The following is a 25,489-nucleotide window of genomic DNA, read 5'->3' on the forward strand; positions in this document are numbered from 1 at the left end:
CGATTCATCACAACACCTCACTCTGTAAACTGGATACCACGGGTTTGCTGACCAAACGCCACAGTGGAATCAAGGTCGCAATCACTGCCACTAAAATGGTGATGGTTGCGATGCTGAGTGCATCACTCCAATTCCATACGTAATTTAAGCTCCAACCAAAGGCGCGTAGGGTAACGATGTCCGTCAACACATAACCGACCATAGCGCCGAGTGGTAAAGCGATAACCAGAGTGAAGGCGACCAGAACAACGATTTGCCCGACCACCATTGCCATCAATTTTTTCTGACTAACACCGAGTGCATACAGCCTTGCAATGGCGGCTTTACGTGCATCGAGCAACATGAAACAGGCGCAGAACAACCCAATCACCGCCACCATTAATGTGACGCCATTAAGCGCCCGCGTGATGGCAAAAGTTTGTGAGAATATATCCAACGCGATCGATTTGATCTGTGCTTGATTGTAAAGCTGACCTGGGTGCAGATTGAGTTGTTGGCGTAACTGTTCGTACACCACTTGTGTGTCGCCAGAGACTTTGATTCCCAAGCTGGTGGGTAAGTCAGTAAATCCGCTTTCGATCCACAAATTAGGTGCAAGTAACACTTCGCCATTCGGTGAGCCGTAATCGTGGAAAATCGCCCCGACGATGAGCGCTTTGTCTTGGATCGCGTCGAGCTTGAGTCGGCTTCCAAGCGGCAAGCCGAGCTTCACTGCCGTAGGTTCGCTGATCGCCACGAATTCACCTTGGTAAAAGCGCGTCCAGAAATCATCAAGGTGGGATTGAAATACCATGGTTTGCTCAAGTGTGTCTTTGTCTTTGGTGCCGAGCAAAGTAGGTAAGCCCTGCAAGTTATCATCGACATAATATTGCTTATAAACGGTTTCAACATTTTCAAACTGCTCTAACGCACGTTCCACATTCGCGATTTCACCTTGGGCAGGGCTAACGTAAATATCGGCATGTAAGCGCTGTTCAAGCCATTGCTTTAACGTGGATTCAAAGCTGCCGACTAAGGTATTCATTCCGATATTGGCGGTGACAGCGAGAAGCAACGCCATCATGGCAAGGGAGAGAGGGGAAATAAGTTCACGTAGCTCAGCAAACAGATATTGTATTAACCCCGATTGGGTGCGTTTTTCGCTCCAGTTCGCTAGCACGCTTAGCGTTTTGGGCAGGTACAAAGGAATCGATACCACTAACACACCGAGCCATGCCATGGTGAAGCGATGATGTTCGCTCATCCATAAACCTGCTAACGCGAGAATAGTTAATACTGACCCGATAACAAACAGCTGATTTTCGTTAGACGTTTCCGGCGCTTGATAGAAACCGCCATGGGAAGAGAGGGGTTGTCGCACCCGCTGTTTAAAGTGTTGCCAACAAGCGACAAGCGTTGCGGCCAGCGTGAGTAGCAGTGCCTGCACTAACCATTGCCACTGCCATGTACCGGGAAGCAGTGTTGCACCATAAAGTTGCTCAAGTGTTATCGCGACGGTTGGATGCAGCCAATGGCTGAGTTGGATGCCGAGAATGAAACCAAGCGACGCGCCTAGTGTGACTAAAAGAGTCAGCTCGACTAACAGAGCTGAAAACACGATGCTTGGCGCAATGCCGGCTTGTTGAATTTGCACCAATAGCCGATTACGCTTCAGTAAACTGTACTTCACACCATTGTAAGCGATGAATAGGCCAACCAAAAACGCCAACAGACTCATGGCGGTGAGATTGAGGTGAAAGCTATCGGTAATTGAACCGAGATCCGTGCTTTGGTTGTTGGAAATCCATTGCCCTTGCTCGCCGATAAGGATTCGCCACTTATCCTGAGTATTGCTGTTAGTGTCGCTCTTGGTGTCAAAAATAGCGATGTAGCTCAGTTGCCCTTGCTTGTTAAGCAGCTGCTGAGCGAACCCAATGTCCATCAACATTCGGCTTCCCAGTTGCCATTCATCTGGTAGCACTACTACTTGGGTGAGCACTTCATCCAAAGTGAGCGTGTCTACTTCTCCCAAGTTCTGGTGTTGTGATTGGCTCATCATCACAATGGGTTCACCCGCTAAGAGTTGCGGCAAAGGTAAGGCATTGTCGAACAGGGAAATGTTTGGTTCTTTGGTTTGAGTGTTGCTTTGTTCGTCGATGCGAGAGTGGCGAGCTCTTGAAGTGAGGGCGGCGATTAGCTCACTGCCTTGAACTGACCAGCGTCGGCCTTGTTCGTCTCTTACTCGCCCTTCAATCACAGGCAGTGCTGCGCTTAATCCACTTTGTCTTAAGTTGAAGTAGAGCGATTCCGGCAAATAGTTTTGCCCTGCTGGTGGAATGATAAGGTTCTTCGCTTGGGCGCTAAGTTGCTCGGTCGATTCTGCATAACTGCGCTTGGCATTGAGGTTGATGGCTTGCACTGCGACAAACAAGGTGACCGCTAGCACAATGCCGATCAGAATCGCTGCGGCTTGCAATGGTGATTGACGATAGTGCGCTGCGAATAGATTCAGAGTCAGTTTGGTATGGGTGAGCTGGTTCTGAGCAAAGCCAGTTTGCTTCATTGAATGACTCACAACGTTGCTGCTCTTGGGGTTAGATCTACGTTCCTTAAACAACCATCGTCTAACACCAATTTTGTCTGCATAAAGCTGGCGCATTCTGGGCTGTGCGTAACCAAAAGCACGGCAGTGTTGCCTTGTGTAGTGATTTCACTCAGCAGCTTCATAACCTCTAACCCTGCTTTGTGGTCGAGGTTGCCTGTGGGTTCATCGGCAAGCAGTAGTTTGGGTTTATGGGCAAGCGCACGCGCTATTGCCACCCGTTGTTGCTGACCGCCAGAGAGTGCGGATACGTGTCTTTCGAGTAGCTCACTGATGCCCAATGCATCAACTAAATAATCGCACCAGTCGCTCCATTTCTGTTGATTTAAATGAAGAGGGAAGGCGATGTTTTGTTTTACGTTGAGTGGGGTCAATAAGTTGAACTGTTGAAAGATAACGCCCAATTTTTGATGGCGGAATCGGCTCCACTGTGGATCTCTCCAATCTAATGAGTTCTCACCATCGAGCCACAACTCGCCACCAGATAGAGGTTCAAACCCTGCAATGATGTTCAGCAGAGTACTTTTTCCGCTGCCACTCGCTCCTGTCAAAGCCACGCTTGCCCCTGTCGCCAAAGCGAAGTCGACACTGTCTAACACGCTATGGGTGTCTTTGCCATCAACAAAGCTTTTGTTGGCCTGTGTGAGTGTGACAATTGGGCTTTCCATTTCCTTTCCTTATAACCAAAACTTACCATCAAAAGGTGTCGTTACTTGTGGCAATTACCGAAGCGACAAGCTCTATAAAACTGTAGACAACAATTTGAAAAAGAAAGCGATTTACGTCGAATTATTAATAACTTGTACTGCGAAAAGAGGGAAATAGATCAGTGTGAGGAGGAATACAGATGTTAGTGGGAGCTATGAGTCACCGAGGAGGCTTTGAATTTATCGTCAGACGGTTCGTGCTGTTTCTCTAGTTTGTTCCTGTTCCATTCTTCTAATGCTGTTCATTGTGAATCCTCGCGTTGTATCTCGGGGGAAATTATACCTATCTAGCAGCACTCAAATAACTCTGATCTAGTTGCAATCTTGCACGGTAGCTCTTGAACATATCACTATGTAGAAAAGTTTATACTGGAGGTGCTGAAAACTCGAAAATAGCATAAGAGATTTTAATGAAGTAAGAAATTTTAGTAGAATCAATCTACTACGAAGTGGGATGAAGATTTTACATTCGGTATGGAAATTATCTGTTAGGTAAATTTAGATGAATGAACATTATGTTATCGAGCTATTTCAACGAGTTTTAGATCAAGCAATATGGTGCGGAAGTGATGAATTAAGAAAGCAAGGTTGGTGTATTACTTCCGAAACTTTAGAAAATGAACTGTTTGATTACATACGGGAACATGAGCTAAGTGAAGTTCAAGCAATAGAAGAGCTATTGACTGAGCGCTTTGAATCATTATTACAAGTTGAGTTAGAAAGAGAAACTCGACTATTGATCCCACCTTACAGTGACATGTTAATCGAATCTATCAAATCGTTTAATTTAGGTTTTTATAATATTTGTATACCGAGTTTATTTAGTATCATCGAATCAGCGTTAATGCATCTTGCAAACAAAGGTGAATACAATAATATTCGCTACGTTTCTGGAATTAGAAAAAGAGAAAGTTCTGAAGCTTTACACTTAGGTCTAAAGAGTAAGCTTTTTCAGATCGCAAACACAACTGAGGAACTGTTTTCACCGATGCGGTTCGATGCTAGTGAATGCGACATTACTTTAAATAGACATGTTTCAGCCCATGGTCGCAGAGAGAGCTCGTACAATAAAACTGATTGCTTGAAATTATTTCTGCTTTTAGCATCCATAAAATCTTGTTACTCAAATTAAACATTTCTAAAAACAGTGACAGGCTGATTTTTAACTCATAGTACTTTACCAACTATGAGTTAGCCTTTGCAGCTCATTCATCCAATATCAACCGTTTTGCTCAGTACAGATGTGGTGTTGGAAGATGGGAACGACAACGACCTAACCACGCTCTAAGCGTCGTTAAGTCGTTATTGGTTGAGGTCAGGGGTTAATTGAGCGCTTCAATCAGAGTGATTTCGCGTTTGATTTGCTTACTCTCTTGCTCAGTCGCCTGCGCCAGTTTCTTTTCGCGTGTGGTTATGGCTGCTTGTTTGGCTTCGTCAGATTTGAACATCAGTTCTTTTACGTTGATAGAAGCGATGTTTGTGTAGCGGCCATCGTCACTGGTTGGGATTGATATGGTTTTATCATTAATCAATGATTTTACGATCTCACGCTGTTCATTGTAACGACTCTCTAAACCAGAAAGTGCCCATCGTTGTTGAGGCTTACCCTCATACTGGCCGTTCTTTTCTTCTTTAAGATACTTGATAGTCATGTTACGAATCGTGCCTGCTTCTTCTCCATACTCTGCTTCCGTATCAAAGAGTACAGGGAATGATTCACCTTCTAGCACGCCGCCTTTCTTGGTTAGATGACCCATTCGATAGCTATTCATACCAATACGGATCTCTGTTTGATCAGTAACCGGTGTGCCATCAGCAAACGCGAGGTTGGTGATGCGGGTACCTGCAGGTTGAGTGAGGTCGATGGTATAAGTCACGCCCGCGAAGAAGTCATTGGTCGAATATTTTGAAGCTCTACGTTCAGGGTTAAAGCTGTAGGTCACATCGCCAGGTTGTACTGAGTTGAAGTAGCCTGCAGACCATTCCATGTAGGTTCTTAACTCTTTGCCTGTCATCTGATAGACAGTGATTTCGCCACCTGCGTATTGGTAGTTGTACGCGATGTCTTTGGCTTTGATTGGGCCAACATCGAGCTCTGCATTGTCGTTGTCTATTTGAAGTGCAATGACATTGGCTTTGGGTGCATAGAAGAAGCTCGCTTCTTGGAATAGCGCACTGATGCCTGTGTCTTGAACATGGACTTGAGGGATACCGCGGATTTCGTTTTCTGGGACTAAATCAACGCCGGTAAGTTGAGCGACAGGTCTGTTCGCCATTTCTCGGAGTTGTTTGTGGTAAGGCTGGTATAACTCGTCCATATTCTCATCAGAGTCGATACCTTTAATTTTATAGGTGAAGCTGTCTTTGTTGACGAGAGTGAATGTGCCATCGCGCTCTTCAAATTGAAGATCGATACGAGATAGGGCGCGGCCATATCTGTCGGGTTCAGTAATAATAACGCCATTTACAACGGCTTTCTCGATGCGAGTGTGCATGTGGCCAGCGACGATGGCATCAAGCTCTGGGTTTGCATTGGCAATGTCGGTGACACCGGTGTCGGCAATGTCATTCTCGTTCTCAATTCCCATATGGGCAACCAATATGATGGCATCCACTTTATCATCAATCTCTTTGACGATTTTCTTCACTTCCAAGGTTGGATTAGTGAAAGTGACGCCTTCTAAACGGTTGGTACCTTGCGCAAAGACCTCCGTCATTGGGGTATCCATTCCGATCACGCCGATCTTAATGCTACCGCGTTCTAGGATGGTGTAACCAGGCAGGAATGGGTTTCCGTTTTTGTTCTTGATGTTGCCACCGAGAGACTGCCCTTTAAATTGGGTAACGGCCCTGTTGAGGGTTTTGAGGCCAAAGTCGAATTCGTGGTTACCTAAAACCCACACATCGTATTTCATGTGATTAAAGCCAAGCATCATTGGATCAACGGGCTCGTCTTTGAAGGTTTCTACGAAGTTGCCTTGGATGGTATCGCCAGCGTCGACAAGGATAATGTTAGATTGCTCTTTGCGGATCTCACCAACTTTGGTCGCGATTTGGCTCAAGCTACCACGAGTGTTGAGTTTATCTGCCGCGTAATCCCACGCCATAAAATGACCGTGGATATCTGAAGTACCCAGTATCGTGACATCGTGTATATCGCCATCAGCTGCAAAGGTGGGAAAGGCTAGAGAGAGTAGGATGGCGCTTGATAGTATGTGTCTTTTCATAAGTATGTTCACATCGTGGTTTTAAGTATGACGCTACCATATAGAATCGAGGTTATCTTATGGGTGATCAGTATCATATTTCTAATGATATAACTAATTGATGTTTCAAATAAATGTGATTCATGACCATCTCGTAACCACTTAAGTTATGGAGAAATGCACCACAACTCTTCGCTATCTTTTCAATCTTCGATTTCTTTAATCAAACTTCCTAAGCGATGGTGTATTAACAAGCACGCTTGTAAGCTGTTGAACGTCTTGCCTGTTGAAATAAACAAGGTATATATCGTCCAACTCTCACTTACTGTGGCAGTAAGATGATCTTGCCCTCTAGGCGTGTGGTTTTCGATTCAATGAGATCAATCGCGGTTTGCACTTCATCGAATGGTAGATAGCGGTCAACGTCGAGCTGAATGTCGTTTGTGATGAAGTGATCTAGCATGGTCGTGAACTTATCACGGCGAACATCTTTACCTTCTGCTTCCTCCCAATAACGCAAGAAGAAGGTGCTGAAATCGATGTGTTGGTTTTTCGCGTACTCAAAGAAGCGTGGCTCGTAAAAATCCAACGACAGCGTCCCATAGTTGATAAAGCGCCCGTTGTTGCCAAGGGTGTGAACAAGATCGGTTCCGGGTGAGCCGCCAATCGCATCAAAGGCAACGGTTGGCATAGGCAAGCCTAATGCCTTAATTTGAGAAACTAGATCAGCGTTCGCATCTATCACCCAACAGGAAGTGGCAGGGTATTGTGTCTGCTGTGATGTAACGACAATGATGTTGAAGCCGAGTGATGCTGATAACTGGGAGAAGATCTTACCGATGGCTGAACTGCCCGCGTTGATGATCAACACATCCTCTTGGGTCAGCTTGGCTATTTCTGTCGTTAGCACCCATGCGGTTAGCGCATTAATGTACAACTGACAGGCATAGCCATTGTCTAAATGTTGAGGAATTTGGAACAGATCATCTGGTGATACATCGACATAGTTCTGCCATGTTCCACTGGTTGCCACAAGCACTCGTTGATTCACTATAAACTCAGCACTGCTGGATTCTACAATCCTTCCTACCGCTTCAAATCCCGGTACTCTCGGCGGCTGATGGCTATGTTTGTATTGGCCCACACCATAAATCGACAACAGATCACTAGGGTTGATGTTAGTCGCTTCAATTTGTACGCGAACTTTATCTTTGTCTAGTACCCCTAAAGCGACATGTTCTAACTTGAGAGATTCTTTTGGCTGACCGAAACGGAACTGGCTAATTCGGGTATTTTGCTTAGTGTCAGTCATAGTTTGGGCACCTTTATGGATTATGAGTACTGCATTGATTTTAAGTGTAGCGTGTTCATAAACAACCTTGGGTCGCTAATATTGCTTAACATAGCTGGCGTCGGTAAACAGTCGTCATCAACGTAGTCGACATAGTCTGCCGCCGAATCGAAGATCAAAATATCCAAAGCCAAACGATCCAAGCCATATCGGCCTCGGTGGATCATATCCGCTGAAAACACCAATAAGTCACCTGCGGCTAACGGTATCTGCTTACCACCAGAGATGTCATCGCTGCTCACTTTGCCGTTTTCTTCTTGGCGAACATTGTACTCTTCTTCGTTGTCCCAACGCTTGTGTGTGCCAGGGATAAGTTCCATACCTGGCTCATCAAAAATGGGCACTCGCAGATGCAATACCTGGGTTTCCATGATGACTTTCATTTGGTCATCAACGTCGTAATCGTATTGACAGTCACGATGCCAGAAGTCTTTTTGTTGCGGATTTACTGGGTTGAAGAACAGCTGTGTATTCATGAATGCTGGTTTGTTCGGAATCACCGCATCAACCACGTTCATCACTTGTTTCGAGCTGATGAAGTCGAAAAGCACGCTTCTATCGTCGGCGAGCAAATACTCGCTTCCCGTAATTAAAGACGAGTTAAATGCTTCTTCTTTATAGAATTCTTCGTTGTCTGCTTTCCATGATTCATGAAATTTCAGCACGACTTTTCTAAGCGATGCAATTTGAGCTTCATTGAAATAATTTCTGATAACAAAGTAACCATGTTCGTCGTAACGGTCACTTAATTGTTGGCTGTTTTCTACCACTGACTACCTTCGTTCATTCTTTGCTGTATAATAACTAAGGTCAACAGCCCTAGAGATTTCTTGGGCGCATAATGCCAGACAGTCGTCATTCAACCAAGTAACGAGTGCAGAAGCCTGTAGATTCAGTGATGCGATAAAACTCTATAGGGGCGAGTGTTACATGCCTATCCATATCATGGACTCATGCGATAAAAATCTCCGCATATGTGATCTACCCCCTTTTTTTATAAAATAAAAAGATTCACATGGTGAATGTTTTTGTGGTTTGCATGATTATTGACCATGTTGAAATTTGGTTGCGTATGGAAGATAGAAAATCATGGATGGTTTTTCGCTGGATATGAGAACACTTAATTTTATTATTATTTTGTTCTCTTTCATTTACTGTATTGGCTTGTTGTTATTTCAATTCACTCAACAGTCCATTAAAGGGCTTTCAATCTTTTCCATTTCAATATTTGTTATCGGAACTGGGCCGTTGATGTTGAGCCTAAGAGGGGAGTTCCCTGATTGGGTCACCGTTATTGGTGCCAATATGGTCATTGCGCTTGGTTTTCATCTCGCCTTGTATAGCTTATGTCTGTTTCGAGAATACTCTCTCAAATGCACCTACCTCAGTAGTCTAATGATGTTGGCTCTTTTGCCATGTTTTATTTACTTCACGTTCTATGAGCCTTCCATAAAGGCTCGAATTATCCTCATTAGTTTATATCTGGCTTTTGTGACTCTTTGCACTGCCTTTGCGGTATTAAAGGGCCGGCGTGATGACTTGACTCTAGGTATTCGGATGATGGCCTTGTCATTTACGATATATGGCGGGTTTATGGTTTTTCGAGTTGTGGTGACACTATTTTCCGCTGAGCTCCAGGATTTCATGGCGGCCACTCTCATTCATCAACTTGCCTTTTTAGTGAGCATCGTTCTTATTGTGTCGATGAGCTTTACAATGCTTTGGCTGATTAACGCAAGGTTGCTTAGTTCTATTCACGAGCTGTCCTACAGCGATCCTCTAACGGTACTGGGAAACCGCAGAGCATTAGATGAGATGGTTCCAGTTATCATGAAGCAGGCGGAAACTGCACCTGTTAGTGCCATTATGATGGATATTGATAATTTTAAGTCGATCAATGACCAACACGGACACATTGTAGGTGACTTCGTGATCAAGTCTTTTGCTGAAATGGTTCAAAGTGCGATAAAAACATCGCCTAAAGCCAGTGCGTTTCGTTTTGGCGGAGACGAGATAATGATTTTATTGCCTAATGTCGATTTCCAACAAGCTCAGGTTATTGCCTGCAAGTTACGATTGTCTATTTCAGAGGTATCAGCAGTACAAGAACATGAGATGTTTCTGACATCGAGTTTTGGTGTTGCTCAGCTTCACCCGCATGAGAGTTGGAATGGGTTTATTAGCCGAGCCGACAAAGCGTTATATCAAGCGAAAACAAACGGTCGCAATATGACTTCAATTTGTCCTAGTCATATTAACGAGCTCGTCACTGCCACATAACCAATACTGCTGCGATAGAAAGCAAGATGAGCGCAAGAATGTCTTTGCGCGCGATGCTTTGCCCTAACCAGAAATAGGATATCAACACCATGAAGATCACTTCGACTTGCCCGAGTGTCTTTACGTACGGCACGGCTTGAAGCGACATCGCGCTAAACCAACCCAGAGAACCGATAACACTCGCTAAGCTTGTCATGATGACTAGTTTCGACTTCTTGAATATCAGGCGCAGCGTGTCGCGTTCTCTGAAAAAGAGATACGTACAGATAATCACTGTCTGAAGGGAAATGACGAGGAACAGCACCCAAGCAGCGCTATGAGGGAAGGGCAACCCTATGCTCAAACTTGCTTCCCGTACCCAAAGAGACGTTAAAGCAAAGGCGGTGCTACACGCCATACCTAATAAGAACACTTTCGGGGACAAGCTTCGCCAGCCAGAAGCGCTACTCATGATTAGCACGCCTAAAGTACCAATAAGTACGCCGACCCAACCTGTTAGTGTCAAAGCAGTACCAAAAAACAATACGGATAGCACAGCAGATACGGGGGCTTCACACTTGGCTAAGCCTGCGCCTATCGCATAGTTTTCGAGCTTGAACAGCATCACCATTAAGCCGGTCGCGAGGATCTGCATGATGGCGGCAGCAACAATATAGAAAACAAACTCACCCGAAAAATCCGGTGCGGATACGGGCTGCCATTGATAGAGGGCGCAGAGGTAAATAAGGGCGATAGGGCTAGCCCAAATAAATCGCGCTAACGTTACGCCAGCCACGCTCATGGTGCCACTTAATTTACTTTGAAAGGCATTGCGCCAAGATTGGCTAAAGGCAGCAAGGAGAGTAAAGGCTATCCAACTAAAAGACATGACGCGTCCATGTGTTATGTAATTTGCTGATTATATTAACAAATAAAACCAATATAAGAAGCGACTTGTTCTTTTAATAAGCAATAGTCAGTTGCGTGAATCGCTCGGTTTTGAAGAATATTCGGTCTTTAAAACTTGCGCTGTAAACCTTAACGGCTTCATTTACTTGTCACTCGACATCAATCGATTGTTTAGAAAATCGCTTCTTTTCTGTTCTTGAAGTAGAACAGCGCGCTGATCAAAACGAACAGTAAGGTGAAGTAATAGAAAAAAGAAGACAGTGAGGCCAAGAAGGCAAGGTTCTGTTCTATTTCTTGTTCGGTGTAGCCCTGAGACACCAACTTATAGTAGTAAGCGTACAAGATACCGATCAGACCGTATCCGAGGTTAAACATCAAACCTTTGAAACTAAGAACGGTGGCTCTGTTGTGTGATTCGGTTTTTTTATTCAGGTGGTAGCTGATGAAAATGTTCATCGTCATGATGATAAAGATTAATACTAGTGCCGGAATGACTCCGTAAATCGACCAACCTAAACTGATCCAGTAATAAGTCGCCATGCTTGCCAATCCCATAACCACAATGAAGGTTTTAGCCTCCATACTCTCTGCTAATCTTCGGCTTTGTCCTGCCAATATAATCTTAAGCAAGCTGATACCCGCACCAATAAAACCAAAGTAGATAATTGGAATATCAATGGCCAGATAGTATTGGCTGTTCATGGTTAGGAACATGCGTGAGGTGTGTTCGAATAGGCTGTAGTAGAGCAAGATGAACAGCACGTAAGGCGTAGCGAATACCCATTTACCCGCATCGATCGTCAATTTAAGACTTGAGATGGTGGTTGCCAATTTGGTTTGGTCGCTTGGCATCAGCTTTTTCTCTTCGCGCATATTAATCGCGGCATAGATGGCGATCATCGCTACAAATAGGGTGGCGAACACAGGAATACGCATCAGGTCTTTAGTGCTTTCTGGTTCGGCTAGTCCAAGGAAATGAAAGATGTTCGTCATAAAGTTCACGTCGTACATCGCCGCACCAATCAGCGTGACAAAGATACCGACCGTTGAGGCGACACGAAGCTGGATTTGCAGCACTCGCGGCCACAACTCTTCATTACCTTGTTCTTTTAAGGTGTCGTAAGCCAATGCCTCGTCGGCGCCGCTGGCCAGTGCCATCGCTAAGCCACTGAGAATCCGGTTAATCAGAAAGACTATGAACACCAAGTCGGGGTTTCCGGTTGGCACTAAGGCGATCATTGCGATCTCAACAAACATCACAATCGAAGACAGCACCACCAGTTTCTTGCGGCCTAAGGTATCGGCGAATGCACCCGACGGTACTTCAGCAAGCACAATGGTGGCCGCCCAAACTACATTGAGCATCGCGAATTGAGACAGGGTTAACCCGTAATCTAAATAAAGTAGTGTGAATATAGGGTAGTAAAAACGCGCAAAGTAGCTGCTTCTAAACATCAAGAAGTAGCGGACATTGGGAATTTTAAGGATCTCTTTGAGCGTCATGATAATTTCAGTAATTTAGATAACACATTATTATGTATAACCCTTTTACTCTTTTAAATCATGGAATTGTTGCCAAATCCCTAAAATATCTGGTTTGGGTGATCTTCGAACTCATTGTTCATAGTGGGTTATAGGTTTCTCGTCTTCAAATCACTTTCCCCTATTCATTTAGTTTGTGGTGCCGTTTCACTTGTTCGACTGATTTTGGTGCAAGATCGAACTTCTACAACGTCGCTCTCGTATTTACATCTTATTGTATGATTTAATTATTGGTAATAACGATACGCAATGAATCCAATGTAATTGAGGAAGCGAGCATGATCTTAGAGTCATTCAGTCTGGAAGGTAAAGTAGCGATAGTGACGGGCTGTAACACGGGGCTTGGGCAAGGTATTGCATTAGGCCTAGCGGAAGCCGGTTGTAAGGTTGTCGGTGTTAACCGAACAGAGCCTGAAGAGACTATTGAGAAAATGAGTGCAGCAGGTCATTCGTTCCTAAACGTGAGTGCTGATCTTCTCGAGCAAGCGTGCATTCCAGGGGTTATAGAGCGCACTTTGGCTGAGTTTGGCCAAGTCGACATTCTCGTGAACAATGCAGGAATTATTCGCCGCCAAGATGCTATTGAGTTCTCAGAGCAAGATTGGGATGACGTAATGAACGTGAACACCAAGACGGTGTTCTTTATGTCTCAGGCTGTTGCAAAGCAATTTAAGGCTCAAGGTACTGGCGGAAAGATCATTAACATTGCATCGATGCTCTCATTCCAAGGTGGCATTCGAGTTCCTTCCTATACGGCTTCAAAAAGTGCTGTGATGGGCGTGACACGTGCGATGGCGAACGAATGGGCGCGCGATAATATCAACGTGAATGCGATAGCCCCCGGTTATATGGAAACGAACAATACTCAAGCTCTGCGTGAAGATGCTGAGCGTAATCAAGCGATTCTTGAGCGTATTCCGGCTGAACGTTGGGGTAAACCGCAAGATATCGCAGGTCCTTGTGTGTTCTTAGCATCATCAGCATCGGATTACATTAATGGCTATACCATTGCTGTTGACGGTGGTTGGTTAGCACGCTAATTAGTTTTTTATTCTAAATTTTGAGTTTGCAGCAATCTTGCAGGAGAAGATAAATGAAAATCGCTTTAATGATGGAAAACAGTCAAGCAGGCAAAAATGCTATGGTATCAGCTGAACTAGAGTCAGTTGCTGGTGGTTTTGGTCACGATGTCTTCAACCTAGGAATGACAGACGAGAACGATCACCACTTAACGTATATTCATCTAGGTATTATGGCGAGCATTCTGATTAACTCAAAGGCTGTTGACTTTGTTGTGACAGGATGTGGCACTGGCCAAGGTGCTTTGATGTCACTGAACCTGCATCCGGGGGTGGTTTGTGGTTACTGCCTAGAGCCATCAGATGCTTTCTTGTTTAACCAAATTAACAACGGTAATGCTCTCGCTCTCGCTTTTGCTAAAGGCTTTGGCTGGGCAGGTGAACTCAACATTCGTTATATCTTTGAAAAAGCGTTCACAGGCGAGCGTGGTAATGGGTATCCACTAGAGCGTGCAGAACCACAGCAACGTAATGCAGCAATTTTGAATGAAGTGAAAGCGGCGGTGGTAAAAGATAACTTTATTGATTCTCTGAGAGCCATCGACCAAGATCTAGTGAAAACAGCGGTTGGCAGCGAACGTTTCCAACAATGCTTCTTTGAGCATTGCCAAAACCAAGAAATCGCTGATTATGTTCGTTCACTTTTAGATTAATTAGAGCGTTTAGTTCTGATAGAGCCAGCCTTGTTCGGCTGGCTTTTTGATGAATAATTAAAGGAAAGTTGTGAGGCAGACAGTAATCAACTGGAAAAATGGCGATTCGTGTTTTCCTGAATTTATTCTTCATCTTCGGTTTCTTTGGGAGCATTCGACGCCCAGTCTTTTTCAAGCCAGTTATCGAGCACGTGTTGCAGTGCCTTCAAAGAGGTTGGCTTCTCTAGGCGACCATCCATCAACTTGCTGATCATATCTAACTCGTGTTGTCCTGATTCGCCAGACAAAGCAATAATTGGCGTTTGAGGAGAGCGTGCCTTGATGATTTGGCTTGCGTCAAAACCATTCATTATCGGCATTTGTACGTCCATTAAGATCAAATCGACCTTGTGTGTTTTGAACAGTTCGACGGCATTCTCACCGTTTTTGGCTTGTAAGCTATTGACGCCAAGTCGGCTCAGGTACATCTGAACAAGCGTGCGTTGTACTTCTTTATCATCGACGATCAGTACGGTTGGAGCCAAATGATTCCCTGGGGTTAGCGTGCTTGTTGGTTCTGAATTTTGCGTTGCCGCTTGGTTGTCTGGCTTAGCGTCTACGTTGGTTTTGTTTTCAGTTGCGGCTTGGTTACTTTTCCAATCATTGAAGTAAGGTGTACGAAGTGCGTCTGCTTTGGGTGCATTGGGCACAACAGGGAAGTACAGATGGAACTCAGTAAACTCGCCAAGTTTGGAATGGCATTCAACTTTGCCACCAAATGAACGCATCACACGTTGGCAGTAGCCTAAACCTAATCCACTACCACCGCTTTTTTGGTAAGAGAAGAAGTCATCAAAGATCTTATGAACGATGGCTTCGTCAATGCCGGGGCCAGTATCACGGAATGTGAGGACGTTCTCGTAAGCCCCAGTTTTGGTGCTGATCTCAATTTGGCTGTCTGGATAAGAATCAAAGTAGTAGATCGCGTTACGTATCAGGTTGAAAATAACGAAGTTGAATAAGGTTTCATTGAGCTTTGCTACAAAATCAGCGTGTTGTGGTAAACGAATGCGTTCAATGATCTTTTCATTCTCAAAACCATAGTGGCTTACGGCTTGATCTACGGCTTTGTGGATAGAGGTCATGGCCACAGGGCCGTGTTCAGGCGTACTGTCACTGACTTCGCGCAGGATGATATCAATCAGTTGTCGCCCGCGTTGAATCGCCGCTTGGCCATTCTCAATATCCTTTAGGATTTGTTTAGCTGGGGCTTGGTTATCAATGTGCTGTTTTAACACCTCAAAATGCAGCTGCACTTGAGCCAGCGGGTTACGCATTTCGTGTGCGATAGAATTAGCAAGCGCGCGGCTTTGGCGGATGCGTCTATCGGCTTCGATAGTGCTTTGTACTCGAGTTAACAAGGTTTGCAGGGCAGAGATCTCTTCGTTAGAGAACATCTGTTCGTTGCTCTTGTGTGACGATACTAACAAGTGCGTGACCGATTTCCCCTGACCAAACAGAGGCATCACCAAAGCGGTATCGTTGGAGCTCATCTTGTCATACAGGGCTTTGATTGAGCGCTTGGCTGGTGCGGTGTAATCAAGCTCCTGAGACAACTCATCGAACACTAAAACGGACTTGTTAGTAGACAGATAATCTTCGTAGAAGGTTTCGTTGTAGTTGCTATTCACTAGACGTAGCTTATCTTCTGGAATTTGCAGTAGGCTACCCAAACGACGCATTGCATCATCAATTGATAGCTTGAAATCCTCTTCTAGCGCGAGGATCTGTTGTACTGGCGTTTTCTTGTTTCCGTAGATAAAGAAGGAGGCGTAGTCGCTCACACGTTTGTAGAGTAAATGCCAAGTGATGCCGATAACCGCGCAGATAGGGATAGCAATGAGCCATTGGTTATCGTCTGTCAGTGGGATAAATATCGCGCCAAAAGGTATCACCAAAATTGCACACACCAACAACGTATTTAGGCTCATATACGCAAGGTATTTCACGCTATAGAAGCGAGAGGTCAGTAGAGCATAGCCAACGAACAACATCTCACTGATCGACAAGGCTGGTGGTAGCCAAGTGAGTGAGAAGTCACGCAAGAAGTAGGTCATACCTAGATGGATCGTCGCAGTAGACAGCATGAACACTAAGATGCCCGCGATCATGTAGTTGGTTTTGGCTAAGGTAAGCTTGCTGCTGTTGGCGCGCATGGCCACGAGGTTGAATAGCGTCAGGACAACGAAGCTGATCATCCCGATAAAGAAGTACGGCGTGTGTGTGCCAAACTCGATCACGAACTGGCTTGGGCCAGCAATCGTGACATGTTCAACGGTTAACCCCGGACTTAAATTGATAAAGAAGGAGTAGACAGTCAGTGTGACAAAAATGGCTTGCTGCCATGCATGAACCTTACCATTACGTTGTTCGGCTGCGAGTTTGCACGAGAAGTAATAGGCAAAGGCAAATGCAAAGAAAGAGGCGAGGTTGGCAAACTTTGCCGCGAACACAGCGGCCGAGGCCCCAAGTTCTGGCAATAAATCGGTATGGAAGTAGGCGTTGCTGCTGATCCACGCAACAATACAGATCGAATAGGCGATGTACGGGGCATGGTGTGTCCCCGCAATGACTTCGTTCTTTTGTTTTAGGCGATAGCAATAATAGAGCAACCACATAACAACCACAGCCACGGTTGCAAGCAGCGTGATTGCTTTTGCATAGATGATCGCTTCTAGGCCGAAATCAAACATGTTCATCCTTTCTTACCGGACTCGGTTTTAATACCGCCCTTGCTTTATTTTCTGAGATCATTTTTGCTGAGATCGTTTTTTCCGCAGAACTCAATTGTTCTAGTGAGCTTAGCTTTCTGCTCTCACGCACTGCGCTTTTGTAGCTGCGAAAATCGATGTCATTGAATGCTTTTACCATCATCTCGAAATTCCAGACCCCACGATAAATTGTTGTGCCGTCATCATTTAATTCGCAATACCCTGAGTGGAAGTACGCATTGGGTTCAATAGTTTGATAAAACTGAAGCATGAAAGGTTGCTCGATAATAGTGAAGCCGATTTTGTACCCTATTTGGTGTAAGACACTCATCAGCTCTTTTTGAGCAAGATAGAGGAAATAGAGCTTTTGTTGAGTCTTGCCACTGACTGTCAGACGCAGTACTTCACATAGGGCGTGTTTAGCCGACAATTGTAACTGGAATTGCTGGTCAAATTCTGGCAGAGAGTAACACTTTGACAGTGTAGGCGGTGTGAAAAGTTGTAGCTTCGCCAGTTCGTCGTAACCGTGATTGGGTAAACAGTAGTGCCATTGCTCATTGCTGAACGGGGGCGCGTAACTTAACCACGTATCACTCTTAGACCAGTCTTGAATCAGCGCAGAGGAAGCCAGTGTCGGAAAGGCTTCATCGACTGGATGTTTGAGCAGAATAAAATGCTTGCCTGCCTGAGAAAGGTGTAATAAAGGCAGCATCTCAAACCATTTTTCACCCTTGATGAACACCTCAAGATTGCTTAAAGCAATGGCATCGCTGATTGGCATTCCTTGTGGGTGACTCGGTGTTTGTACCAAAAGTGGCTCATGTTCTATCTGTTCGATGATCGCACCGTAATAAGCACTGTCATTGATAGGGAGGTCGACATGAGAAATGGAGCTTGGATTTAATGGAGATTTTGCTTTGATCGCAGCAATTTCACACTCACACCAGAAATCTAGCCAATGCATATAGCACTGCCCTACAGCCTGCTCTAGAAGAGCAATCTCTGCAGATAGTGTATTTGGATAGCGCAGAATCAGATCGCGGTAGTCCATCACCTCAAACAATACAGAGTAGCTTTTGTTTTGATGCTCTGGGAAAAGCAATTCTAACTGGCTTCTACGATATTCAGTCACGTTTTGAAAAAGCTCAGTGCGCTCATGTGGCTGATAAGTGCTGATGACGAGCTCTATCAGCGCTCGCTGTTTTATTTCGATAGACAGACTGCTAGCCAACAGTGAGCCTAAAGATGACGTTAATTTCATGTTTAACCTAGCCTAGGTTTATATAATTATTTTTATTTGATCTGCACTATCTATAGGACACTGATTTTAGGTATGTGTTTGAAGTTACGTTACTTTGAGAGAGCCAATCGTAACTTTACTTGTGTCCATGGTGTGAGAGGTAAGTTGCATAATCGGGCGAGATTTTACTACTTGCACTCACCCTCAACAATAAAGATTTTCCATATTTGAATGAATTCAAAGATGAACAAAATACATTATTATCAACAACTTGTAGGGTTGGATCACAGTTCTAAAAACAGACATGATTAAGTCGAGCATAAACTTTTGGATTTATAAAATAATTTCAAATGTCTATTTTTTGAACCAATATCATAATCCACATCAAGATGAGCTCATCTTATTAATCGTGATGGGAATGTTTTTGGTGTGAAGCATGTAATTAACTGATTAATTATGTCTGTATTATTACTCGCTTATTCTCTCGCTACTCATTTTAATGATTTAAATATCAGGTGGATAAAAGCAGAGCTCCAGTGCTCGGCTTGTTTTCCTGACAATCTCCTGTGTTTATAGAGTAGTTACACCATAATCTCTGATGAAGTGATGACATTCGAGGTTTAAGCTTGCCTGCATATGAAACATTATTGCGAGTAATCCCTCGTAAATGATTGAGGTAGAGAGAATTTATGAAGAACGTACGATTAACATCATTACTTGGAACAGCAACCTTGTTTAGTGTCGTGGCGTTAGCTGGGTGTAGTCAGAAATCAGAGGTACCAACTCAACCGCAAGAGAATGCGAACCCCATCTGCAGCACTAAAAACCTGACGGGTGGTTGGTCGAAAAGTGAGATAACACCAGAAGCCAAGCAAGCTTTAAACGCAGTTCTTAGCCAAATGAACACTTCAGCTGATCTCAAGCAGATCTTGAGTGTTCGAACTCAGGTTGTCGCGGGTTTGAATTACGCTATTGAGTTTGAAATGGATAATGGTGAAGTGTGGAACACCATCGTTTACCGTTCTCTACAAGGTGACATCGAAATGACGCAACCTGCACAGAAAGGTCTTCTGTGCTCATAATCTAGATGCGTCTGTATCTTGTGAGATAGGCTGATAGCAAATAAAAATGGCTCCGTATTGGGAGCCATTTTTGTTTTTAAGAAGACTGATTCACTGAACGATTTCAGTCGGCCAGCTCGGGCTCGGCTAACTCCTGAACACAAGCTCGGCTGATGTCTTCATCAATGTAGGCCATACCGAGTTTATTGAGGTAGTCCATGCGATCGGCAGTGCGAAGCTCGATGTCGGGGCCTGCAATGTTGTTGGCTTGATAAATTTCAGTGAGATGAGACATGAATTGCTCGCCCACACTCATCATCAATAGACTCATTGCGCCTACGTCCGGTCTTACTTTGGTGCGTTGCTTTTCAGATAGGTTTACCGCTAGTACGATAGGTTGTTCTTCACCTTCGAATCGAACGCCTCGCTCACGAACGGTTTGTTGAGCCCAGTAGTACGCCAGTTCTTTACTCTGAGTGAGAAACACTGGCTCAACCGATTCGGTATAGTTGTTGCCGATGGTTGCCATAGTTTTTGAAGCTGCTTCGTTGAGCGCTTTGTCTCCAGAACGTTTTAAACCTTGGCCTTGAATCGAAGCCAATAAAGCTGAAGATGTGCCGTGATACCAAGTATCACCCGTCGCGAAACCATTCTCTGATAACAGTGTTTTTGCATCTTGTAGGTGTGTAGGTATTGAAGTCATAGGCACTCTCAACAAATAGGAATCTGAACAAATATGTATACAGTTAGCTTAAACAGAAGTTGTTCGGTTAACCGTGGTGTGGAACACAAATCTGAGGCTTTGAGATAAAGCTGGCAGTACAAGCTTTATCTCAAAGCCTTCCCCCGGATCTTACCTAAGTAAGAGAGAAGGACGGGGGAGGCTTTAGCGTTAGCGATTAATCAAATTGGTTCGATGTATTCGCTTCACCTGCAGCTTTTAGTGCGTTCTCACCAGCAAAGTACTCTTTGTGGTCATCACCCATGTCAGAACCAGACATGTTTTGGTGTTTAACACATGCGATGCCTTGGCGGATTTCTTTACGCTGAACATTCGCAACGTAACCTAACATGCCTTGGTCGCCGAAGTACTCTTTCGCTAGGTTGTCAGTAGACAGCGCAGCAGTGTGGTAAGTCGGTAGCGTAATCAAGTGGTGGAAAATACCCGCTTCACGTGATGCGTCTGCTTGGAATGTACGGATCTTCTCGTCAGCGCTTGCAGACAGTTCAGTTTCATCGTATTCCGCGCTCATTAGGCTTGCACGGTCGTAAGCTGAAACATCTTTACCTTCTGCTACCATCGCATCGTAAGCTTGCTGACGGAAGTTTAGCGTCCAGTTGAATGATGGAGAGTTGTTGTAAACCAGTTTCGCATTAGGGTGTACTTCACGTACGCCGTCCATCATCTCTTTGATTTGACCGATGTGTGGTTTCTCAGTCTCAATCCAAAGTAGGTCAGCACCTGCATTGATTGCTTCGATACAGTCAAATACACAACGATCTTCACCAGTACCTTGGCGGAATTGGTATAAACCTGAAGGTAGACGCTTAGGTCGAACTAGCTTGCCGTCACGGTTGAAACAAACATCGCCTTCAGCCATATCAGCAACATCAATCTCTTCAACATCTAGGTATGAGTTGTAGATGTCACCTTGGTCGCCCGGCTCTTTCACTACGGCGATTTCTTTTGTTAGGCCAGCACCTTGTGAATCGGTACGAGCAACGATGATGCCGTTGTCGATGCCTAGCTCAAGGAAAGCGTAACGAAGCGCACGAAGTTTTGCGTGGAAGTCAGCGTGTGGAACCGTTACTTTGCCGTCTTGGTGACCACATTGTTTCTCATCGGCTACTTGGTTTTCGATTTGTAGACAACAAGCTCCCGCTTCAATCATCTGCTTAGCCATTAGGTAAGTCGCTTCTGCGTTACCGAAACCAGCATCGATATCGGCAATGATTGGCACTACGTGTGTCACGTGGTTGTCGATTTTGTCTTGAATACGGTCTTGTAGGTTCACATCGCCTGCTTCACGCGCAGCGTCTAGCTCACGGAATAAACCACCCAGTTCACGAGCATCGGCTTGGCGTAGGAATGTGTATAGCTCTTCTACTAGGCCAGCAACGGATGTTTTCTCATGCATAGATTGGTCTGGAAGTGGACCAAAGTCAGAGCGAAGTGCAGCAACCATCCAACCAGAAAGGTATAGGTAACGACGGTCAGTCTTGCCATCAAAGTGCTTCTTAATAGAAATCAGCTTTTGTTGGCCGATGAAACCATGCCAGCAACCCAGAGACTGAGTGTATTGAGAGCTGTCTTCGTCGTAAGCCGCCATGTCTGCACGCATGATATCTGCCGTGTATTGCGCAATATCCAGACCTGTTTTGAATTTGTTTTGAGCTCGCATACGAGCAGCAGATTCAGGGTTAATTGCATCCCATGGAGCACCAGCAGCGCTTTTTGCAACTTCAATCATTTCGATATCTTGTGTAATTTGCGACATAACTATTCCTTAGTTTCACGTGGACATGTTGGCCAATTTGGCGAGGTCATTTGATTTGGATTAAATCTAACCATGGACAAATAATAATCATGTATGTGATAATTTTGTTAATTTATAGTTATTATATTCGGTATTTTTCTTATGAATATTGCTCGTATAGACCTTAATTTACTTGTGTATTTAGACATGTTGCTACGTGAAAGAAACGTTACACGAGCTGCAAATCAATTGGGTATTACTCAGCCAGCCATGAGTAATGGCCTTCGCCGATTGCGTGATCTGTTTGAAGATCCACTATTAGTGAGAACAAGTGAAGGTATGATACCGACCGAGCGCGCGCATAAGTTGCAGCCACTGATTCGAAACATCTTGGCGAATGTAGAGAAGACACTGCAGCCGACCACAGAGTTTAATGCAGAAGACAGCGAACGCGTGTTTCGTATCATGGCGAGTGACTATGCAGAGTCGACCATTATTCAACCTCTTCTTAAAAGGTTAAGTGAGATCGCACCGAAAATACGACTGGATATCATGACGCCAAGTGACGTGAGTTATCAGGATGTAGAGCAAGGTACCGTTGATATAATTATCAACCGATTTGACGATATTCCTCAGTCTTTTCACCAGATGAGCCTTTGGCACGACGGGTTTTCTTGTCTATTTAGTTGTGACAACCCGATAGCCGACAACTTCGATATTTTGTCTTATCTAAAGGCGCAACATATTTGGGTAAGTAAGACAGGTATGGGAACGGGAGTGGGGATCAACCCAAGCGAAGCACAAAAGCTTGGTTGGATAGATGAGGCATTAATGCGCATTGGTAAAACCCGTAACATCACGGTGTTTACGCGACACTATTTGTCGGCGATTCTCTTCGCTCAGCAGAAGAACCTTATCCTGACTATTCCTACCAAAGCAGCTCAACTGCAGCGCAATAACCCTAGATTGTTGATCAAGCCTGCGCCATTTGCGATTGAACCCTTTGAGGTGAAGATGGCGTGGAGTCCATTGTTACAAACCAATCCAGACCATCAGTGGATGCGTCGTTTGATTAAAAGTGTCGCTAACGAAATCGAGAGTGGAGTGACGGAATAACATAGTTTGTAGGGTATTTTTTATATGAATATCCAATATAACCGGCATAAATTAGCTAAATTCATGTCCGTTAAGTAAGTTTAAGTCAGTAAAGTAAATTTAAGCTAGTAACGTAAATTTGAGCTAGTCACGAAAATTTATTGAGTAGCCATCAATTAGTTTGAGAGAGATTTTATGAGCAGTCGTATTCAACAGGGAAGCTTGAACATTGATAGCACCCTCTACCAATTAATTAATGAGCAGGTGATTCCTGGAACAGGCATTGTCGCTGAAGACTTTTGGCAATCATTTGCAACCATTCTTGAAGATTTGGCGCCAAAAAATCGCGCATTGCTTATCAAGCGTGAAGATCTTCAACATCAAATTGACGTTTGGCACCAAGAGCGTGCCGGGCAAACGCTAGATCCTGTAGAGTACAAACAGTTCTTACAGCAGATCGGTTATTTGGTTCCTGAAGGCGATGACTTTCAAGTGACGACAGCCAGCGTAGAACCTGAGATCGCAACACAAGCAGGGCCGCAGCTTGTGGTGCCAATCATGAACGCACGCTTTGCACTTAACGCAGCCAATGCGCGTTGGGGCAGTCTATATGATGCGCTCTACGGAACGGACGTGATCAGTGAAAGTGATGGCGCGGAAAAGGGCGGAAGCTTTAACCCTGCTCGTGGCGCTAAAGTAGTGACTTATGCTCGTGAGTTCCTTGATGATGCAGCGCCATTAAACGGTGTCTCTCATAAAGACGTGACCAAATACAGCATCAGTAACGCTAGCATCGGCAATAAGCTCATAGCGACACTCGATAACGGCGAAGAAGTCACTCTCATTGATAGCGACCAGTTCATTGGCTATCAAGGTGACGCAAGTTCCCCTTCGTGCATTCTTCTTAAACACAATAATCTGCACATCGAAATTCAAATTGACCCAAGCGCACCGATTGGTAGCGTTGATGTGGCGGGTATTAAAGATGTGTTGGTCGAAGCTGCCCTAACAACCATTATGGATTGCGAAGACTCGGTTGCTGCAGTTGATGGTGAAGACAAAGCATTGGCTTACCGTAACTGGTTAGGCTTGATGAAAGGTGATCTGCAAGAATTACTAGAGAAAAACGGCAAAACTATTGTTCGTAACCTTAATCCCGATCGCCAATACACCAGCGTGACGGGTGGTGAGATTTCACTAAAAGGCCGCAGCATGTTGTTCATCCGTAATGTCGGCCACTTGATGACTAACCCTGCGATTATTGATGCCGAAGGTAATGAAGTGCCTGAAGGCATTATGGATGGCATGATCACTTCGTTAATTGCGATGCATGATTTAAAAGGCAACAGCGCGTACCAAAACTCGACTGCGAACAGTATCAACATCGTAAAACCTAAGATGCATGGCCCTGAAGAAGTCGCCTTTACTAATGAATTGTTTGGCCGTATTGAAGATGCATTAGGGCTAGATCGATTCACGATAAAAGTCGGCATCATGGACGAAGAGCGTCGTACTTCGGTTAACCTTAAAGAATGTATTCGTGCAGCTAAAGATCGTGTTGTGTTTATCAACACAGGTTTCTTAGACCGAACGGGTGATGAGATTCACACCAGTATGGAAGCGGGGCCTTTTGCTCCTAAAACACAGCTGAAAACCATGACTTGGATTGGCGCATACGAAGATCAAAACGTTGATCTTGGCTTAGCTTGTGGCCTGCAAGGTAAAGCCCAGATTGGTAAAGGTATGTGGCCAGAGCCGGATAATATGGCGAAGATGATGGACGCGAAAATCGGACATCCACAAGCGGGTGCCAATACCGCTTGGGTTCCTTCTCCAACCGCCGCGACTTTGCACGCGCTGCACTATCATAAGGTGAGTGTACCAAGCCGTCAGAAAGAGCTTCGTGAGCGAGTGAGAGCCAATGTCGATGATATTCTTACTATCCCGTTACTGGGCGATCAAAAGCTTACCGCGCAAGATATTCAAAGTGAACTGGATAACAACACCCAAGGTATTTTGGGTTATGTGGTTCGTTGGATTGACCAAGGCGTTGGTTGTTCGAAGGTACCTGATATTAACGATGTAGGGTTAATGGAAGACCGAGCGACGCTGCGTATTTCAAGCCAGCATATTGCGAACTGGTTACGTCACGGCATTTGCGAGGAAGCTCAGGTAATGAAAACCATGAAGCGTATGGCCGCAGTGGTGGATGAGCAAAACGCTGGCGACCCGAGTTACCGTAACATGGCGCCTGATTTTGAAAACAGCATTGCATTTTCAGCGGCGTGTCAGTTGGTATTCGAAGGCTGTGCTCAGCCGAGCGGTTACACCGAGCCAGTGCTGCACGCGATGCGTCTAAAACTGAAAGCGCAGGGATAGTGAAGCAACCGAATAACAAAAACAGAGAATGTAAAATACTAAAAAAAGAAACCCCCTTTAACCGAGCCCAAGGTGCCGCGCTTTTATAGCGCGGCTTTTTTTTGATTCATTTTTGTGGTGGGAAGGGGGGAGAATGGGGCAGGTTAGTGCTCACTAAGACTTAATTATTTCCGAGCCCTAATCACTGCCAGAACTTAGTT

18 protein-coding genes are annotated in these 25,489 nt (G+C 44.8%); 7 read left to right on the forward strand and 11 right to left on the reverse strand.

The window, feature by feature from the left end:
• Positions 1 to 7: 7 nt before the first annotated feature.
• Both AB4482_RS06200 and AB4482_RS06205 read right to left on the reverse strand, forming a co-directional pair.
• Positions 8 to 2,542: an ABC transporter permease gene (locus AB4482_RS06200; protein WP_372180708.1), complete on the reverse strand. Its 2,535-nt coding sequence runs from the start codon at positions 2,540 to 2,542 to the stop codon at positions 8 to 10.
• An 8-nt stretch (positions 2,543 to 2,550) separates the two neighbouring features.
• Positions 2,551 to 3,249, reverse strand: a complete 699-nt coding sequence (locus AB4482_RS06205) for an ABC transporter ATP-binding protein (RefSeq protein WP_372180688.1) — start codon at positions 3,247 to 3,249, stop codon at positions 2,551 to 2,553.
• Positions 3,250 to 3,790: 541 nt separating this feature from the next.
• Between AB4482_RS06205 and AB4482_RS06210 the strand changes: the two genes are divergently transcribed.
• Positions 3,791 to 4,420 carry a hypothetical protein gene (locus tag AB4482_RS06210; RefSeq protein WP_107898355.1) on the forward strand — a complete coding sequence of 210 codons (630 nt, stop codon included), beginning with the start codon at positions 3,791 to 3,793 and terminating at the stop codon, positions 4,418 to 4,420.
• 190 nt (positions 4,421 to 4,610) lie between these two features.
• Here AB4482_RS06210 and AB4482_RS06215 read toward each other — a convergent pair whose 3' ends face one another.
• The 3 genes from AB4482_RS06215 to AB4482_RS06225 form a co-directional block, all read right to left on the reverse strand.
• A complete protein-coding gene (locus tag AB4482_RS06215; protein ID WP_372180690.1) occupies positions 4,611 to 6,515 on the reverse strand; it encodes a bifunctional UDP-sugar hydrolase/5'-nucleotidase in 1,905 nt (634 codons plus the stop codon).
• 301 nt (positions 6,516 to 6,816) lie between these two features.
• Complete coding sequence (locus AB4482_RS06220) at positions 6,817 to 7,806, reverse strand: zinc-dependent alcohol dehydrogenase family protein (RefSeq protein ID WP_017059992.1); 990 nt, start codon at positions 7,804 to 7,806, stop codon at positions 6,817 to 6,819.
• A gap of 20 nt (positions 7,807 to 7,826) precedes the next feature.
• On the reverse strand, positions 7,827 to 8,615 hold the full coding sequence (locus tag AB4482_RS06225; protein WP_102332708.1) for a phytanoyl-CoA dioxygenase family protein: 789 nt from the start codon (positions 8,613 to 8,615) through the stop codon (positions 7,827 to 7,829).
• Between the two features lie 319 nt (positions 8,616 to 8,934).
• Between AB4482_RS06225 and AB4482_RS06230 the strand changes: the two genes are divergently transcribed.
• A complete protein-coding gene (locus tag AB4482_RS06230; RefSeq protein ID WP_372180692.1) occupies positions 8,935 to 10,125 on the forward strand; it encodes a GGDEF domain-containing protein in 1,191 nt (396 codons plus the stop codon).
• Here the strand turns inward: AB4482_RS06230 and AB4482_RS06235 are convergent.
• On the reverse strand, positions 10,112 to 10,993 hold the full coding sequence (locus AB4482_RS06235; protein ID WP_372099890.1) for a multidrug transporter: 882 nt from the start codon (positions 10,991 to 10,993) through the stop codon (positions 10,112 to 10,114). The two genes, AB4482_RS06230 and AB4482_RS06235, sit on opposite strands and share 14 nt — an antisense overlap.
• A gap of 191 nt (positions 10,994 to 11,184) precedes the next feature.
• The gene (locus AB4482_RS06240; protein ID WP_017059988.1) at positions 11,185 to 12,516 is read right to left on the reverse strand and encodes an MFS transporter; all 1,332 of its coding nucleotides are present in this window, start codon (positions 12,514 to 12,516) and stop codon (positions 11,185 to 11,187) included.
• 317 nt (positions 12,517 to 12,833) lie between these two features.
• Here AB4482_RS06240 and kduD point away from each other — a divergent pair, with 317 nt between their 5' ends.
• On the forward strand, positions 12,834 to 13,595 hold the full coding sequence (gene kduD, locus AB4482_RS06245; RefSeq protein WP_017067926.1) for a 2-dehydro-3-deoxy-D-gluconate 5-dehydrogenase KduD: 762 nt from the start codon (positions 12,834 to 12,836) through the stop codon (positions 13,593 to 13,595).
• Between the two features lie 53 nt (positions 13,596 to 13,648).
• Entirely contained in the window at positions 13,649 to 14,287 is a 639-nt protein-coding gene (locus AB4482_RS06250) for an RpiB/LacA/LacB family sugar-phosphate isomerase (RefSeq protein WP_017067927.1), read from the forward strand.
• Positions 14,288 to 14,409: 122 nt separating this feature from the next.
• Here AB4482_RS06250 and AB4482_RS06255 read toward each other — a convergent pair whose 3' ends face one another.
• Both AB4482_RS06255 and AB4482_RS06260 read right to left on the reverse strand, forming a co-directional pair.
• Positions 14,410 to 17,019, reverse strand: a complete 2,610-nt coding sequence (locus AB4482_RS06255; RefSeq protein ID WP_372180694.1) for a response regulator — start codon at positions 17,017 to 17,019, stop codon at positions 14,410 to 14,412.
• Positions 17,012 to 18,298 (reverse strand): acyl-homoserine-lactone synthase, encoded by a 1,287-nt coding sequence (locus AB4482_RS06260; protein ID WP_372180696.1) that lies wholly within the window; start codon positions 18,296 to 18,298, stop codon positions 17,012 to 17,014. Before AB4482_RS06260 ends, AB4482_RS06255 begins: the two co-directional genes overlap by 8 nt.
• Before the next feature lie 668 nt (positions 18,299 to 18,966).
• Here AB4482_RS06260 and AB4482_RS06265 point away from each other — a divergent pair.
• Complete coding sequence (locus AB4482_RS06265; protein WP_017059983.1) at positions 18,967 to 19,359, forward strand: cystatin domain-containing protein; 393 nt, start codon at positions 18,967 to 18,969, stop codon at positions 19,357 to 19,359.
• 103 nt (positions 19,360 to 19,462) lie between these two features.
• On the opposite strand, the gene AB4482_RS06270 is transcribed toward AB4482_RS06265, so the two are convergent.
• Together AB4482_RS06270 and AB4482_RS06275 are read right to left on the reverse strand one after the other, a co-directional pair.
• The gene (locus AB4482_RS06270; RefSeq protein ID WP_017059982.1) at positions 19,463 to 20,041 is read right to left on the reverse strand and encodes a hypothetical protein; all 579 of its coding nucleotides are present in this window, start codon (positions 20,039 to 20,041) and stop codon (positions 19,463 to 19,465) included.
• Between the two features lie 196 nt (positions 20,042 to 20,237).
• Entirely contained in the window at positions 20,238 to 21,836 is a 1,599-nt protein-coding gene (locus AB4482_RS06275) for an isocitrate lyase (RefSeq protein ID WP_012600243.1), read from the reverse strand.
• Between the two features lie 141 nt (positions 21,837 to 21,977).
• On the opposite strand from AB4482_RS06275, the gene AB4482_RS06280 reads away from it, so the two are divergent.
• Both AB4482_RS06280 and AB4482_RS06285 read left to right on the forward strand, forming a co-directional pair.
• Positions 21,978 to 22,931, forward strand: coding sequence for a LysR family transcriptional regulator (locus AB4482_RS06280; RefSeq protein ID WP_012600244.1), 954 nt, complete (start codon positions 21,978 to 21,980; stop codon positions 22,929 to 22,931).
• Between the two features lie 174 nt (positions 22,932 to 23,105).
• On the forward strand, positions 23,106 to 25,289 hold the full coding sequence (locus AB4482_RS06285) for a malate synthase G (RefSeq protein ID WP_372132692.1): 2,184 nt from the start codon (positions 23,106 to 23,108) through the stop codon (positions 25,287 to 25,289).
• Positions 25,290 to 25,489: the final 200 nt, after the last annotated feature.

Source organism: Vibrio sp. 10N.222.55.C7 (genome assembly GCF_041473335.1).
GTDB lineage: Bacteria > Pseudomonadota > Gammaproteobacteria > Enterobacterales > Vibrionaceae > Vibrio > Vibrio crassostreae_C.